Source organism: Aeromonas crassostreae (assembly GCF_054052445.1).
The window spans coordinates 235,853-250,033 of the sequence record NZ_JBSTYM010000002.1; the positions used below are offsets into that span (position 1 = coordinate 235,853).

Here is a 14,181-nt window from a genome sequence, read left to right on the forward strand (position 1 = left end):
TGACTCAGCTGATCTTCATTCTGATGCCGAACATAGCGTGAGCCCGCGAGGGGCAGCTGGCCCCGCATCCCCTCCTGTGATCTCAATCACGCCGCTCTGGGCCCCTGCTATTCGCCAAGATCCTATGGTAGATAAAGAGCCCTAATCACCCTCTTGGCTAACCACCAGCGACCAGCTCTTGTCGGGATCGAACAGCTGGATCGCCTCAACGACCGTTGCCGTGTCTGCCCCCAGATCCTTTTGATAAACCCGTCCCTCGTGATTCACCATGAAGGTCATCACCCCACTGTTGGCATAATCGGCCGGCCAGGCGATCAGGGCGACACCGTCTCTTAATTGCCCGTCGACAAAGTACTCTTTACTCCCCCCATTGGCCGCGGCTCCTTGGGCATACAAGATGCGGTAGTAGTAGCCATGATAGGGGGTGCGTTGACCGACCACGGCCTTGTAGCCCTCTGCCGCGGCACTGACGACCTCCTCTCCGGCCGGGCTTGCTGGTTCACCCTCGCCCACAGGCCAATAGAGCCCATTTTGTTGTCCTGCATCACTGCGTAGTTTGGCCGCAAAGAGTCCCGCAGTCTGGCCATCATGCCCCACGGCGGCGTACTCCAGCTGTGCGTCGATAAAGCCACGGCACACCGCAATCGCCCCCAACTCATTTCGACCGATGCGGCGATAGACGATCTCTTTGGCACCTGCGGCGCCATCGAGAGACCACTTGCCCTCTGCGGCCACGAGGGGGATGGGCAGTGGCCAATCCGACTCCCCCACGACCAGGATCATTTTGTCCTTCCCTTCGGCCACCAGTTGGTGCTTGCTCTTGAAGCTAGCGACGAAGGCGGTGCGATCATTGGCATCGGCCACCTCATCCCCCGAGGTGATGGCCTCCTCACTGTTTTCGCCGAGTAGCTGGGTCAGTGCGGCGACGTCGTTCCGCTCCAGGGCCGTGATCAGGGCCTGTACCGCGTCATCCGGGGTGGCGAAGGTGCGCTGTGCCATGGCGCTTGCGTCGCTGGCAACGGTCAGGGCCAGCAGGGCCAACCCCCATGAGGGAGCCCAACTCCATTTCAACAAACGCTTCATTATCGCGTACTCCGTCTGGGTTGAGTGGTGCGCCCGGCTCGCGAGCTGCTCGCCACGCTTTCGCGGCCACGTTGGCTGGCGGCGCGCTCGGTTCTGCCCGAATTCTGTACCCCTTGGAAGGCGCTCTTAGAGGCAACGGGGGCTCTGCGCGTCGCTGTCTGTGTTGCGCTCTTGCTGTGAGTGGTGCGTGGTTGGACATAGCCACGATCACGGGCTCCAGCGGTCTGTGGCGTGATTTGCTGGCGATTGATCCTGTCTCCTGCGTAGTTGTCCTGGCGCGGCGTGCGTTGGGCCACATTCGCCTCCTTGTTCGCCTGTCGCGCGTCGCGCGTCAGGTTGGCATTGTCGCTTTTGGGTTGGCGGTTGGCTCCCGCATAGCTCCCCTGCGGGGCGGTTGCGCGTGCCTCCCGATTCACCTCGTTGACGGCGCGTGGTGCTGCGCCGGCGTATTCGCCTTTAGGCTGGCGATTGGCCCCCGCATAACTCCCTTTCGGTAGGGCATCTCGTTGGGTCCCTCCTGCCGCGTTATTCAGCGAGCGTGGCTCCAGGGTTGCCAGCTCAGCACGCTGGGGGCGCGCCGCCGTGATGGGACTGTCGGCCTGGCGCAGGTAGTTATTGGGGCCGCGCTCAAACTTGTTGAAGTAATCGTTCCCCTTGGCATTGATATAAATATTGTTGTTGGAGCCCCGCTGATAGTTGGCCGGACGGTTGTAGCCGCTGGCGGGACGAAAACCATTGCCATAGTTGGGGTTATAACGATAGGGAGCGTAACCGCCGGGATAATCGGATCCCCACCGCGGGTAATAATAATCGCCCTCATCATCGTCGTCGTTGAAGACCTCGTTGACCAACATGCCCGCGCCAAAGGCGAGCAAGCCCGTCAAGACCATATCACCGCGGTCGTACTCATCCTCGTCGTCATCATGTTCTACCACTGTCGTGGTCGTTGTCGCAGGTGCGGTCGTTGTCGTGGTTTCTGTGGTCACCGCTGCCGGGGCTGGCCCGGCAGCCGGCGGGCTATAGGCGGCGGTTGGGTCGTATTGCGGGACGTAAATGACGTCAGGGTTGGCAGGCGCAATGGTGACAATCTGCTGATTGTTCTGTTCATCCTTGGCCACTTTCATCTGCTCTGAGTCTTTCAGGTTGCCCACCGCCATCGCCTGTTGACGCAGGCGCTGAACGGCTGCCAATACGCCCGGTTCATCGGCCAGGAAGGCGCTGCCGAGCTCAGTCGTCCACTCCATCTTCAGGCACATCATGTCCATGACGGTTGGGAAGTGCATCAGCGACATGGTGGGCGGCGTAAAGCCCAGTGGCGCAATGGCGGCGGTCAGCTCTTTCCCTTTGAGATTGGGGTGGGCGACCAGCCAGTTGCCGGCATCGAGCACCTCTTGCGGGTTGGTGGCGCTGGCCAGCACCTGAGCCAACACCGCATCAGGGTAGAGTGCTACGGGTGCAAGCAGGGTCTCGAGAGCCTCTGGGGTATATGTCGATGCCGGTGCGTTAACGGGCTGCACTTGCGGTGCGACCGCAGCGCTGGTTGTGCCGGCGGCCGAAGCCACGTTGGGCGGAACATTTTGCGTGACGGCAGGCGGATCCTCTTTGCAGGCAACCAATACCGTGCTGAGGGCGATCACGGCCGCCAGCGCGCTACGGCGAAATAGGGGTTGCTTCATGATCTTGCTTCCTTCTGCTGGAGTGGCTGATGCACCTATTGCCTGATGATTTCCACAAACGTCGTATCTCATTGCAGTCAATGCGGGCGTTTCATACCGAAAACATAAACCACTAATCGAGATCACACCCAACACCGGCTGGATAGGCGTGAAAAATTCGTTTGCCTCTGTCGCAAGCTGCGTTTGCGCACCCCAACGTGACCAAAATCAGATGGGCAGACCTGAGCAGTGGAGGGCCATGGGATAGGCCTTCGGAGGGATCAAGATTCAATCAACACAGTTGGCGAGGGGGAAGATCTGCGCGCAGCACAACTGGATGCCGAGGTGGCGCAAATGGCTGGATAGGCGGGTCAAGCAACGGCGGCGCGAGGTGATCGCGGATCGTCCGTCGTCGAACAGCGCCTTATTCGATGCCGGGCGGCGGGGCGTTTTCGCATGGCGTCTGGGGAGGCGCCGGGCGCTTCTTGTGCTTGCGTACTCGCATGTAGTTGCGGCGCACGCCGTAGGAGATGAGCAATCCCGCCAGCAGCATCACCAGCAGCATCAGCCGCTGTTTCTCCTGGTTCACCTTGAGCTGGGTATCCTGCTTGGCCAGCATCAGCTGCTCCTCCAGGGTGATCCTCAGATAGCCCAGGGTCTTGTCGCCATCGAGGATCTCCTCGACATAGGGGAGTCGCCCCTTGCCCGGTGCGGGGGGGCTGGCATTGTCCTGGCCGATGGGAAGCAGGCTGTCCAGCGGCAGTGCGTTGTCAGATTGGGCCAGGGGAACGCCCCTGGCGTCATAGAGGGTGACGTCCAGGATCTCGGGGGAGAGGGCCAGCTCCTGGGCCAGCCGCGCCAGCTCGCTCTCGTTGTCCTCCTTCAGCCAGCGGCGCATGTCCCGGCTGGCATAGCTGACCAGGGCCTGGGCCCGGGCTCGCGCCTGATCGTGCAGGGCCGCCTGGCTGGCGCTCTGCATGTGGATCAACAGAGCCAGCACCCAGCAGCCGAGGGCGATACCGGCGCCCAGACTCAGCAGGCGTTTGACGGGCAGATGACGCAAGGGGGCTCTCCTGATTGCGGGTGCAGGCGGGATCTTGGCGCTTGCCTGTCTAAAAAGCAATACGCTACTCTGGGCCCGCATTTTCATCCCCCCGACATCCAAGGAAGGTTTTTTGCTCATGTTGTTGTCCCAGTTAGCCCAAGCCCCCACCGACTGGCCCGCCCAGCTTGCTTCTTCCCCGCTCTGGGAACTGCATCTCGATGCCCTGCAGGGCACGACCCACCCCCTGACGGCGGGTTGGCTGGTGCTGTTCGGCCATGACTTGGCCGCTAGCCAGCTCAGGCAGCTGGCGCCCCTGCTGGCACTGGAGGGGGTGCAAGCCTGCCTCTATCCCGTGACCCGCATCGCCGGCGTGCCCTTGCTGCTGATAGGGACAGACAGCTTCTCCAGTGCCCTGGCCGCCGCCATCAAGCAGGAGAGCTGGGCCGTCGATATCTGCCACCTGGCGCACTTGCCGAGCCTGGCCGAGCCCGGGTTGCTGGTGATGGACATGGACTCGACCGCCATCCAGATGGAGTGCATCGACGAGATAGCACGCCTGGCCGGGGTGGGGGAGCAGGTGTCCGCCGTCACCGCCGCCGCCATGCAGGGGCAACTGGAGTTCGCCGACAGCCTGCGGGCCCGGGTTGCCCTGCTGGCCGGGGCCCCCGTCACCATCCTCGATGAGGTGGCCGCCGACATGCCCTGGATGCCGGGTTTGCAGCTGATGGTCGACACCCTCAAGCAGTCGGGCTGGACCCTGGCCATCGCCTCCGGCGGTTTCACCCGTTTCGCCGGCGAGCTGCAACAGGCCCTGGGGCTGGATGCCATCTTCGCCAACGAACTGGCTGTGGCGGATGGCAAGCTGACCGGTAAGGTGGCGGGGGAGATAGTGGATGCCGATGCCAAGGCCCGGGTGCTGACCCGGCTCGCCGCCGAGCGGGGACTGGCGCAGGCCCAGACCGTGGCGGTGGGGGATGGCGCCAACGATCTCAAGATGATGGCGGCCGCAGGCCTTGGCATCGCCATTCATGCCAAGCCCCTGGTGCGGGCCCAGGCGAGCGCCAGTCTGACCCATCACGATCTGGAAGGGGTCATCTGCCTGCTGGGGGCCCGCGCCTGCGCCCAGAGGCGCTGGCACCGCTGACGATACGCCATGGAGGGCGCCACAATGGAACTGCTGCAAAGCTCTCACTTCATCCCCTGCGGGGAGCACAGGCTGCACCTGCGCCAGATAGGCCTGGCACAACCCAGTCAGGCCGAACCCATCCTGATGGTGCACGGCGCCATCGAAAATGGCCGCATCTTCTATACCGGCTCGGGCAAGGGGCTGGCCTGCTTCCTGGCGCGCCATGGCTACCGGGTCTATGTGGCGGATCTGCGGGGCCGGGGCCTGAGCACGCCGGCCATCGCAGAGCGGGCCGACCATGGCCAGCATGAGCTGATCACCGAGGATCTGCCGACCCTGCAGGCCTGGATAGCGGCCCGCCACCCGGGTCACAAGGTGCACTGGATGGCGCACTCCTGGGGCGGGGTGCTGATGGCGTCGACCCTGGTGCGCTTTCCCGCCCTCGCCGCCGGGGTGGTGAGCCTGCTGTTTTTTGGCAGCAAGCGCGGCATCTCGGTCCACGGCCCGGAGCGCTGGTTCAAGGTGGATCTGATCTGGAACCGGCTCGCCCCCTGGCTGGCCCGTCGGCGGGGTTTTCTGGCGGCGCGGCGCCTGAAACTGGGGGCCGATGACGAGCCGCTGCGCTACCTGGAGGAGACGATCCCCTGGGTGAAATGCGGCCCCTGGCAGGATCCCCATGACGGCTTTGCCTATGACGAGGCGGCGAGCCGGGTCAACTGGCCCCCCTTGTGGATGATCTCGGCCAAGGCGGACAAGGTGCTGGGCCACCCGGCTGACGTGCGCCGCTTCGGCGCCGAGATGGGGCCGCTCGCCCGCCACACCCGGCTTGGGCGGGACAACGGCAACCGGCTCGACTATGGCCACATCAACATGTTGACGGCGCCCCAGGCCGCCGAGGATCACTTCCCCGCCATCCTGTCCTGGCTGCAGCAGCCGAGCGCCCCCTGACCCAGGGCAACCCAAAGCAGAGGGGCGGACATCAGTCCGCCCCTCTTCCTTGTCCGTCTGCTCCGATCCTATCCCTTGGCCGGACCCAGGCCGAGGCGCAGCAAGGTGGCCTGGGTGGTGTCGGTCAGCTCGCCGACGCCGACCACGCTCCACAGCTCATCCTCCAGCCGCTTGGCCTTGTGGATCGCGAACTTGGCGATGTAATCCAGTTCGCTGGCGATGAAGTTGGTATCGGGCCGCCCTGTGCGTGACAGGCCGAGCTGCACCGAATAGAACTCCCCCTTGGCCCTGGCCTGCTCGATGAAGGCCCGCTTGGCCGCCACGTCCGTCAGGCTGGCCGCCGCCACGCTGTGAAACTGGGGGGCGCCGTTGGCCAGCCGCTGCCAGCTGACATAGATCTCGGCCTCCCTGGGCAAGTCCTCCCGGGCCAGGGTGCGCAGGGGGTCCAGCAGCAGCTGGCGCAGCAGATCCCCCTGCAGCAGGGGGTAAAGATTGGCCTGCCGGGGGGCGTCGGCGCAGGCCTGCAACAGGCGGGCGAGGGAGCGGGGGTGGGGCGCTTGCGCCAGGGTGGCGGGTCTGATGCTGTTCTTGCCCTTGTTGATGTAGACCGGGGTGCTGAACACATGATGGCTGTATATGTTGCGCAGGGCCCGGGCCAGACCACGGTAACGGCGCAGCCCCTCGGCCGTCTTGAGCTTGCTGCGGTTGCTCTCGATCAGCTGGCTGAAGAAGTGGCGCCCCGTGTGCCGCTCCGGTTCCCCTTCGATGCACAGGTGCAGCACGGTGCGGCTCTGGTTGAGGTTGACCAGGCGGTAGGGCAGGGTCTGCAGATCCAGGTGCTTGGTGAGGGGCTGCAGCCTGGGCAGGGCGACGGTGACCAGATCCCCCTTGTTGCCGGGGAAGGGGGTCTCCAGCTCGATCTGCATGCCGTGGGCCGAGATGTCGCGGGTCCAGCCCACCCAGGCCTGCTCTCCCAGGCGCAGGGCGATCGCCGTCTTGTGCAGGTAGCGGGCCTCGCGCCTGAGCTGGACATAGTGCAGCGTCTCCACCTCGAAGGGCGCCGGGCCCGCCTCGTGGCCGAAGCGTTGCAGGGCATTGGCGTCGTGCTGGTCCTGGGGCTGCGTCAGGTATTCCTCGCGCACCGCCTCGCTCGGTATCTCCTGCAACAGGCCGACATAGCCGAGCCCGTCCAGCCTGGCGCGCAGCAGGGCGTCCTGGCTCAGGGGCTGCTCCCGGGTCGGCAGGCTGCTGATGTCGGCCTCGGCCAGGGCGCAGGTTTCGAGGGAGAACTTGTAGACCCGAAAGCTGGGCCGCTTGGCGCCGACCTGAAAGAAGAGGGAGCGCAATCCGCTCTCGGCCAGCTCCTCGGCACTGGCCGAGAAGAAGTAGAGGTGGCTGCGCACCGCGTGGGTGAAGCTGTAGATCAGGGTCTCGCGGCAGGCGTCACTGTCTGGCAGCAGTTTGCGCAGGCGCGCCGGCGGGAAGAGTCCGGCCAGGGTCGGCTGGTTCTTCTCATCGCGCCAGTATTCGAGCAGGTGCAGGTTGTTCTCGCTCTTGAGCACCACCTCGAGGCGCGGCGCCTCCCCCGCCTCTCCCTTGCCGAAGAACAGCGGCAGGCCGCTCATGCGCGGCAGGAAGAACTGCTCGTAACCCTTGATGATGGCCGCCGACAGCAGGTGATCCACGCTGACCCGATAGCGCCCCTTGTTCTGCTCGATGAAGTGGGCGAGATACTTGTCAAACGGGGCGTTTTCCCCCTCGCGCACCAGGCGCAGCCAGTGCCTGTCATCGCGGGTCTCCTGACCCAGGATGCGGTAGCCTATCCCCTGGCCGAGGCTGGGGTGGGGAGCCTCCTTGTCCAGGCCATGGAAGTGGACCAGCACCTGCTCGCCCGCCTCGAAGCGGGGCAGGTAGGGCACCGAGATGCGGATGCCGCCGGTGGAGAGATCCGAGCTCTTGGCGCTGATGCGCTCGCCGCTGCCGAGCTGCAGCTCGAGGGGGGAGCTGAAGTGCATCCTGTCCTGGCTGCGGCCGACATAGCTGGCGAAGGTGATGAGGTTGACGTCGAGCTGGCGCAGCTGGCCCGGCGGGGGCTGGTGGGGGGAGAGGGCTCGGCTGCAGGCCAGGCGCAGCCAGGCCTGCATCGCCTCATAGACCCCCAGGGTGTAGCGATCCCGATAGAGGTAGCAGTGGGACTGGAACTGGGCGATGGCCTCATCGGGCATGAAGTGGGTGATGCCGGCAAACTCGAACACCCGGCAGGCCTGGGGCCACTCGTTGCGCATGTCGATGACGCGCCGACAGTCGGCGCCGCGCCGGTTCAGCTCCATCTTCAGCAGGAAACGGGTGTTGCTGCTCTGTTCGGCGGTCAGGCGCAGGAAGAGCTCGTCGAAGTCGGCCTCTCGCTGCAGGGGGATGAGTTGATCGATGAGTGGGTGTGGCTGGGCTGGGTCCATGAGTTCCTGCTACGGAAAGTCAATTTTCCGAGTCTGGGTTTGATCTGTCGGGCTGAACCGAGTATATCAAGCAGGCATTCATTCTGTCCCCGAGTTATCCATGGCCAAAAATAAAACAGCTTACGTCTGCTCCGAGTGTGGTGCCGCCTTCAGCCGCTGGCAGGGCCAGTGCGGCGACTGCAAGGAGTGGAACACCATCACTGAGGTGCGCCTTGGCAGCGCCACGCCGGGCAAGGGGGCGCGCTATGGCGGCTATGCCGGCGCGGTTGGCAGCCAGGTGCAGACCCTGGCCGAGATCGCGACCACAGAGATCCCCCGCTTCTCCTCCGGCTTCAAGGAGCTGGACAGGGTACTCGGCGGCGGCGTGGTGCCGGGTTCGGCCGTCCTCATCGGGGGCAGCCCGGGGGCGGGAAAGTCGACCCTGCTGCTGCAGACCATGTGCGGCCTGGCCGAGCGGATGAAGACCCTCTATGTGACCGGGGAGGAGTCATTGCAGCAGGTGGCGATGCGGGCCAACCGCCTCGGCCTGCCCACCGACAAGCTGCGGATGTTGTCCGAGACCAGCGTCGAGCAGATCTGCCTCATCGCCCAGCAGGAGCAGCCCCAGCTGATGGTCATCGACTCCATCCAGGTGATGCATGTGGCGGACGTGCAGTCCGCGCCCGGCTCCGTTTCCCAGGTGCGCGAGGCGGCCGCCCTGCTCACCCGTTATGCCAAGCAGAATCATGTGGCCATCTTCATGGTGGGTCATGTCACCAAGGACGGCACCCTGGCGGGCCCCAAGGTGCTCGAACACTGCATCGACTGCTCCATCATGCTCGATGGCGGCCATGACTCGCGCTTTCGTACCCTGCGCTCCCACAAGAACCGCTTCGGCGCCGTCAACGAGCTGGGGGTGTTTGCCATGACGGGGCAGGGGATGAAGGAGGTGAGCAACCCCTCGGCCATCTTCCTCAGCCGGGGCGAGGAGCAGGCGCCGGGCTCCATCGTCATGGTGATCTGGGAAGGCACCCGTCCGCTGCTGGTGGAGCTGCAGGCGCTGGTGGACTACTCCCAGCTCTCCAACCCGCGCCGGGTGGCGGTGGGCATGGATCACAACCGCCTCGCCATGCTGCTGGCGGTGCTGCATCGTCATGGCGGCCTGCAGATGGCGGATCAGGATGTCTTCATCAACGTGGTGGGCGGTGTCAAGGTCGAGGAGACCAGTGCGGATCTGGCCCTGCTGCTGGCCATGGTATCGAGCTTTCGCGATCAGGCGCTGCCCAAGGATTTGGTGGTGTTCGGCGAGGTGGGACTCTCCGGCGAGATACGCCCCGTGCCCTCCGGCCAGGAGCGGTTGCAGGAGGCGGTCAAGCACGGTTTTCGCCGCGCCATCGTGCCCCATGCCAATGCCCCCAAGCATGCCATCGAGGGGATGGAGGTGGTGCCGGTCAAGAAGCTGGCCGATGCCCTGGAGGCGCTCTGAGGGCGTAGGAGAGACGACAGAGGGCGCCGCGGCGCCCTCTGTGCATCTGCTGACGGCAACCGGCGTGCCCGTCAGGGGTGAGGATGGTCCAGGTGCTCGGCCAGCAGCTGCTCCAGTTCCCGGTGCAGCAGGGCCTCGTCCCCCACATTGAGTTCGATCATGCGCTTGAGGTGAGTGGCGCTGTCGATGTCCATGTGATGGCAGTAAAAACCGAGGCGGTTGCCCTCTTCATGGCTCAGCTCGACCTCCATGGTCAGCACTATGTCGCTGCCGGCCAGGCGGAAACTCAGGCGATAGTCCCGCTCCGGCCCCGAGTGCCAGTCGCTGGGGCGCACCAGCAGGGCGCCCTGCAGGGAGACATCGACCAGCTGGGTCGTCCAGGTCTGCGAGCCCTGACTCAGGCTGGCCGGGGTGGCATAGAGTATGCGTGAGAAGTGGCGGCGCTCTGTCATCATCATGTCCTGCTTGGAGATCCTGACCCTGAGTGTAACCCAGACGCCAACCCGGAAAGTTGCGCTGGTGCCAAGATTGCACTCAACCGGGTTGACCGCTCAGGGTTTCGACCACATGCAGGGCGCTGATCAACCTGTCCTCGTATTTGAATCTGTCCTCCAGGACAGGCCCCAGCTTGTTGAGATCCTCATCCAGGCTCAACAGCTGTTCTTCGCTGGCATCGCTGTATTTGTCATTGAACTCGAGGGCAAATTCGGTGCAGCTGCGGATATGGGGGTAGATGCGCTTGGCCAGCTCCAGGCTGTCGCCACTGGCCTGTTCGAAGGCATTCACCACATGGTGATAGATCTCGAAGTGCCCGGCACTGACATAGTCGACCAGCTGTTCGCAAAATTGCTGCAGTTCGGGACAACCGGGAAGGCAACGCTGCTGCTTGCTGCGGGAGGGGCTGAGCCCGGCGAGGCGGATGTATTCGACCAGCAGGGCCTGCCTCGCCTCGAGCCAGTCATCGATCGCCTTGTGCTTTCCTGTCAGTGCGCGCTTGGTCTTTTCCAGTTCAGTTAACATAGTCCCTCCGTGGGGCATAGACTGGGAGCATTTTGGCTCCGGCGTCCTGAGTGACGACAGCAAGGGCCATCAGGCAATGGGATGTTGGCTCAGCCTCATATTGTAAGGTTATTGTTACCTCATCCAGGGGGAGTGTGACAAGCCCCTTCCATGACGGGGGCGTTTTCGCACGGTTGCGGTCAGAATAAGCCGCATCCTGGCTGGATCTGTGACTTTTTTCGCACTTCTTGATGAAAAGCCCAGCATTTGAATCGAGCCTCGGGATAAAGCCTTTGCCTGAGTCTTTTTTTTTGCATAGAGTGACCAAGTGCTAAATGCCCGATCATAAAGGAAATGTTATGAACAAAGCTCAACTTGTCGATGCGATTGCCGCCAAAGCGGATCTGAGCAAGGCTCAGGCGAAAGTGGCCCTGGAAGAGATCATCAATGGTATCACCCAGAGCCTGAAAGAAGGTGATGCAGTCCAGTTGGTAGGGTTTGGCACCTTCAAGGTGAACCATCGCGCTGGCCGTACCGGTCGCAACCCGCAAACCGGTAAAGAGATCCAGATTGCCGCCGCGAACGTGCCCTCCTTTGTGGCCGGCAAGGCACTCAAAGACGCCGTCAAGTAATCTTCCAAAACCCGGCGCCCGCCGGGTTTTTTCTTCCCTCTGTCACCGCTTTTCGTTTCGGATACACTCAAGTTATACAGCTTGCTGTAGTGGAGGTAGACGATGGAACAGAAAAACGCCATTCGGCAGGTTGCCGTCCCCTGGGCTCCGTCCCGTCAACTTCCCCCTGGTCTGGTGGTGGCCGAGCTGCACCAGGACGTATGGAGCGATGCCCTGACCGTGGTGCTCGGGCGTGCCCGCAGCATAGACTTGCCCCCCCAGATCCTGTGTCGCGTGCACTTTCGCCATATCCTGGCGGTGCGGGTGATGGAGGATTGCGATCTGGCGGAGGGGAAGGACAGCCATGCCATCGAGGAGCAGATCCAGCTCATCACCCCATCCCGCTTCGCCAGCTGGTTTCATCAGGAATCCGATGGCCTGCATCTGGATGACGACATCCAGCACTACCGCATCTCGACCTGGGATTATTGCGCCGATGTGCTCACCTCCCATGCCCCCGAGCTGCAGTTTGTCGATCCCGAACCATGATGGCGCCGCCATGATAGAAAAAGGGGCATCAGATGATGCCCCTTTTTTGATGGGAGTCCCGAGGGTCAATCCACGTAGAAGGTCTGCTGAAACTTGAGGGTCTCCTGCCGGCCATCCGCCATGATGTTGATGGTGAACTGATAGGTATCCTCGTTGCGATAGGGCAGCACCGCCAGATAGTAGATGGACTCCCCCTCCTTGACTTGCTGGAAGTTGAGGGGGCGCAGGGTGCCGGTCAGGTTCTTCGCCTGCCCCGTCATGGCCACCGCCAGTGCCTTGCCGCTCTTGTCCTGCACCGCAATGTTGAGGATGCCATTGTAGCGGCTGCGCTCCAGCCCGTAGGCCTTGGCGACCTCAGGGGTCAGGAAGCTGGAGTTGAAGGCGTTATAGTGCACCTGCCAGGGGCCCAGAGTCTGAGACTGCTCCGCCCGCAGCGGCAGCGTCATCAACAGGGCCAGCAGGAAAACCCATGCTGTTTTCATCGCGTCATCCTTCTCATCGAATTAGCTTGGGGTCGTGGCAAGCAGGACGGCTATTTCAGCCGGGACCTGTCTGGGCGTCTCGATCGCCACCGTCTTGTGGCGACCGAGCTCGCCGCGCAGCAGGCGAACCTGCCCCTTGGCGACCCTGAACTGTTTGGCCAGAAACTTGATGAGGTGGGCATTGGCCTGCCCATCCACCGGCGGCGCCGTGATGGCGACCTTCAGCTCCTCACCATGCAGGCCGACAATCTGATCCCGGCTCGCCTTGGGCTGGATGACCAGGTGCAGCACCAGGACATCACTCTGCCAGGCGACGGCCGCCATCAGATCATCCACCACAGCTGGCCAAACAGATCACCCAATAGATAGTTTATGGCCTGCAGGCCGATAAAGGCGACCAGCACGGACAGATCCAGGCCGCCCAGTGCCGGCAGTATGCGGCGGATGGGGGCGAGGAAGGGTTCGGTAAGCTGGTGCATCACGTATTCGATGGGGTTGCGGCCCTGGCTCACCCAGCTCAGGATGGCGCGGATCAGCAGGATCCAGAAGATCATGGAGCCGGCCTTCTTCAGCACGGTCAGCAGGGCGAACAGGCTCAGGGTCAGCCAGTCGGCGACCATGACGTTCATGGTCTTGAGCAGGGCCAGCTTGGCGAAGGCGATCAGCAGTGCCAGCACCACGGAGGCGAGATCCAGTCCCCCCAGACCCGGAATGATCCGGCGCAGGGGCACCACCAGCGGATTGGTCAGCTTGACCACCATCTGACTCATGGGGTTGTAGAAATCGGCGCGGGCCCACTGCAACCAGACGCGCAGCAGCACCACCATGAGATAGAGATCGAAGACGGTATTAATCAAAAAGTAAGCAGTGTTCATCTGAACTCCTGATTTAGAAGAGGGTTTCCATCTCGGCGGCGCGAGCGACGGCCGCCTGCATGGCGTGGGCGGTGAGCGGCATCAGCCCCTGCTCCTGGAAGGTGCGCACGGCCTCGGCCGTGGTGCCTCCCTTGCTGGTCACCTGTTCGCGCAGGGCCTGCAGCGACAGCTGGGGATTCTGCTCGACCATGGCGGCGGCGCCCAGCGCGGTCTGCTGCACCAGCAACCTGGCCTGCTGCGGGCTGAAGCCCATGGCCTCGGCCTGTTCGGCGATGGCCTGCATGAACAGGAAGAAGTAGGCAGGGGCGCTGCCGGCGGCCGCGATAACGCCATTGATGCCGGACTCCTGCTCGACCCAGAGGGTCTTGCCGACGGACTGCATCAGCTGCTCTGCGTACAGTCTGTCCTCTGCATCGATGGCGGCGGGGGCATAGAGGCCCGTCATGCCAAGACCGAGCAGGGAAGGGGTGTTGGGCATGGTGCGGATGATGCGTGGGTGGCCGCCGGCCATGTCACTCAGGCGCGCGATCCGGATCCCGGCGGCGATGGATATGAGCAGCTTGCCCTCAAGGGAACCCAGCTCGGCCACCAGCTGTGCCAGCATGGTGGCCATCAGCTGGGGCTTGACGGCCAGCACGATGACGTCGCTCGCCCTGGCGGCCTTCGCATTATCCTGGGTGATGCCGATGCCAAATTGCTGCGCCAGCTCGTCGAGCTTGGGACGGCTGGGGTTGGCGGCCAGGATCCGATCCGCCGGATAACCCGCTTGGCGAAGGCCGGCTATGATGCTGCGGCTCATGTTACCCGCCCCGATGAAGGCAATACTTCTCTGTTGCATCAAGCTCTCCTGCTGATGATGTCTGGGTATGTCGAGTTCGCTTGCGTCC

15 protein-coding genes are annotated in these 14,181 nt (G+C 63.4%); 5 read left to right on the forward strand and 10 right to left on the reverse strand.

The window, feature by feature from the left end; genetic code table 11:
- Positions 1-141: 141 nt before the first annotated feature.
- The 3 genes from ACW5W4_RS02760 to ACW5W4_RS02770 all read right to left on the reverse strand — a co-directional run bounded on the left by ACW5W4_RS02760 (position 142) and on the right by ACW5W4_RS02770 (position 3,801).
- A complete protein-coding gene (locus ACW5W4_RS02760) occupies positions 142-1,083 on the reverse strand; it encodes a DUF2950 domain-containing protein (RefSeq protein WP_456688315.1) in 942 nt (313 codons plus the stop codon).
- Positions 1,083-2,759 (reverse strand): DUF3300 domain-containing protein, encoded by a 1,677-nt coding sequence (locus tag ACW5W4_RS02765; protein WP_456688316.1) that lies wholly within the window; start codon positions 2,757-2,759, stop codon positions 1,083-1,085. The genes ACW5W4_RS02760 and ACW5W4_RS02765 overlap by 1 nt, the downstream gene beginning before the upstream one ends.
- 403 nt (positions 2,760-3,162) lie before the next feature.
- On the reverse strand, positions 3,163-3,801 hold the full coding sequence (locus ACW5W4_RS02770; RefSeq protein WP_456688317.1) for an AhpA/YtjB family protein: 639 nt from the start codon (positions 3,799-3,801) through the stop codon (positions 3,163-3,165).
- 118 nt (positions 3,802-3,919) lie between these two features.
- Here ACW5W4_RS02770 and serB point away from each other — a divergent pair, with 118 nt between their 5' ends.
- Both serB and ACW5W4_RS02780 read left to right on the forward strand, forming a co-directional pair.
- Entirely contained in the window at positions 3,920-4,927 is a 1,008-nt protein-coding gene (serB, locus tag ACW5W4_RS02775; RefSeq protein WP_456688354.1) for a phosphoserine phosphatase SerB, read from the forward strand.
- Positions 4,928-4,951: 24 nt separating this feature from the next.
- Positions 4,952-5,857: an alpha/beta fold hydrolase gene (locus ACW5W4_RS02780; RefSeq protein WP_456688318.1), complete on the forward strand. Its 906-nt coding sequence runs from the start codon at positions 4,952-4,954 to the stop codon at positions 5,855-5,857.
- Between the two features lie 68 nt (positions 5,858-5,925).
- On the opposite strand, the gene ACW5W4_RS02785 is transcribed toward ACW5W4_RS02780, so the two are convergent.
- Positions 5,926-8,313, reverse strand: a complete 2,388-nt coding sequence (locus ACW5W4_RS02785; RefSeq protein WP_456688319.1) for a PilZ domain-containing protein — start codon at positions 8,311-8,313, stop codon at positions 5,926-5,928.
- 100 nt (positions 8,314-8,413) lie between these two features.
- On the opposite strand from ACW5W4_RS02785, the gene radA reads away from it, so the two are divergent.
- On the forward strand, positions 8,414-9,778 hold the full coding sequence (gene radA / locus ACW5W4_RS02790) for a DNA repair protein RadA (protein WP_456688320.1): 1,365 nt from the start codon (positions 8,414-8,416) through the stop codon (positions 9,776-9,778).
- Between the two features lie 71 nt (positions 9,779-9,849).
- Here radA and ACW5W4_RS02795 read toward each other — a convergent pair whose 3' ends face one another.
- Both ACW5W4_RS02795 and rsd read right to left on the reverse strand, forming a co-directional pair.
- Entirely contained in the window at positions 9,850-10,230 is a 381-nt protein-coding gene (locus ACW5W4_RS02795) for a PilZ domain-containing protein (protein ID WP_456688355.1), read from the reverse strand.
- Positions 10,231-10,312: 82 nt separating this feature from the next.
- Positions 10,313-10,798: a sigma D regulator gene (rsd, locus tag ACW5W4_RS02800; RefSeq protein ID WP_111873193.1), complete on the reverse strand. Its 486-nt coding sequence runs from the start codon at positions 10,796-10,798 to the stop codon at positions 10,313-10,315.
- A gap of 338 nt (positions 10,799-11,136) precedes the next feature.
- Here rsd and hupA point away from each other — a divergent pair, with 338 nt between their 5' ends.
- Positions 11,137-11,409 carry a nucleoid-associated protein HU-alpha gene (gene hupA / locus ACW5W4_RS02805; protein WP_005305063.1) on the forward strand — a complete coding sequence of 91 codons (273 nt, stop codon included), beginning with the start codon at positions 11,137-11,139 and terminating at the stop codon, positions 11,407-11,409.
- Between the two features lie 102 nt (positions 11,410-11,511).
- Positions 11,512-11,937: a hypothetical protein gene (locus ACW5W4_RS02810; RefSeq protein WP_042002116.1), complete on the forward strand. Its 426-nt coding sequence runs from the start codon at positions 11,512-11,514 to the stop codon at positions 11,935-11,937.
- A gap of 65 nt (positions 11,938-12,002) precedes the next feature.
- Here the strand turns inward: ACW5W4_RS02810 and ACW5W4_RS02815 are convergent, their stop codons facing one another.
- The 4 genes from ACW5W4_RS02815 to proC are packed head-to-tail and all read right to left on the reverse strand — an operon-like array spanning position 12,003 to position 14,132.
- On the reverse strand, positions 12,003-12,419 hold the full coding sequence (locus ACW5W4_RS02815) for a DUF4426 domain-containing protein (protein ID WP_456688321.1): 417 nt from the start codon (positions 12,417-12,419) through the stop codon (positions 12,003-12,005).
- A 21-nt stretch (positions 12,420-12,440) separates the two neighbouring features.
- Complete coding sequence (gene yggU, locus ACW5W4_RS02820; RefSeq protein ID WP_456688322.1) at positions 12,441-12,743, reverse strand: DUF167 family protein YggU; 303 nt, start codon at positions 12,741-12,743, stop codon at positions 12,441-12,443.
- The gene (locus tag ACW5W4_RS02825; RefSeq protein WP_427260855.1) at positions 12,743-13,294 is read right to left on the reverse strand and encodes a YggT family protein; all 552 of its coding nucleotides are present in this window, start codon (positions 13,292-13,294) and stop codon (positions 12,743-12,745) included. The genes yggU and ACW5W4_RS02825 overlap by 1 nt, the downstream gene beginning before the upstream one ends.
- 13 nt (positions 13,295-13,307) lie before the next feature.
- Entirely contained in the window at positions 13,308-14,132 is an 825-nt protein-coding gene (gene proC / locus ACW5W4_RS02830) for a pyrroline-5-carboxylate reductase (protein WP_456688323.1), read from the reverse strand.
- Positions 14,133-14,181: the final 49 nt, after the last annotated feature.

Excerpts from the sequence above, each read along its gene's own strand:
- ACW5W4_RS02760 (WP_456688315.1), bottom strand. The coding sequence starts at position 1,083 with ATGAAGCGTTTGTTGAAATGGAGTTGGGCTCCCTCATGGGGGTTGGCC.
- ACW5W4_RS02765 (WP_456688316.1), bottom strand. The coding sequence starts at position 2,759 with ATGAAGCAACCCCTATTTCGCCGTAGCGCGCTGGCGGCCGTGATCGCC.
- serB (WP_456688354.1), top strand. The coding sequence starts at position 3,920 with ATGTTGTTGTCCCAGTTAGCCCAAGCCCCCACCGACTGGCCCGCCCAG.
- ACW5W4_RS02780 (WP_456688318.1), top strand. The coding sequence starts at position 4,952 with ATGGAACTGCTGCAAAGCTCTCACTTCATCCCCTGCGGGGAGCACAGG.
- ACW5W4_RS02785 (WP_456688319.1), bottom strand. The coding sequence starts at position 8,313 with ATGGACCCAGCCCAGCCACACCCACTCATCGATCAACTCATCCCCCTG.
- radA (WP_456688320.1), top strand. The coding sequence starts at position 8,414 with ATGGCCAAAAATAAAACAGCTTACGTCTGCTCCGAGTGTGGTGCCGCC.
- ACW5W4_RS02795 (WP_456688355.1), bottom strand. The coding sequence starts at position 10,230 with ATGACAGAGCGCCGCCACTTCTCACGCATACTCTATGCCACCCCGGCC.
- rsd (WP_111873193.1), bottom strand. The coding sequence starts at position 10,798 with ATGTTAACTGAACTGGAAAAGACCAAGCGCGCACTGACAGGAAAGCAC.
- hupA (WP_005305063.1), top strand. The coding sequence starts at position 11,137 with ATGAACAAAGCTCAACTTGTCGATGCGATTGCCGCCAAAGCGGATCTG.
- ACW5W4_RS02810 (WP_042002116.1), top strand. The coding sequence starts at position 11,512 with ATGGAACAGAAAAACGCCATTCGGCAGGTTGCCGTCCCCTGGGCTCCG.
- ACW5W4_RS02815 (WP_456688321.1), bottom strand. The coding sequence starts at position 12,419 with ATGAAAACAGCATGGGTTTTCCTGCTGGCCCTGTTGATGACGCTGCCG.
- yggU (WP_456688322.1), bottom strand. The coding sequence starts at position 12,743 with ATGGCGGCCGTCGCCTGGCAGAGTGATGTCCTGGTGCTGCACCTGGTC.
- ACW5W4_RS02825 (WP_427260855.1), bottom strand. The coding sequence starts at position 13,294 with ATGAACACTGCTTACTTTTTGATTAATACCGTCTTCGATCTCTATCTC.
- proC (WP_456688323.1), bottom strand. The coding sequence starts at position 14,132 with ATGCAACAGAGAAGTATTGCCTTCATCGGGGCGGGTAACATGAGCCGC.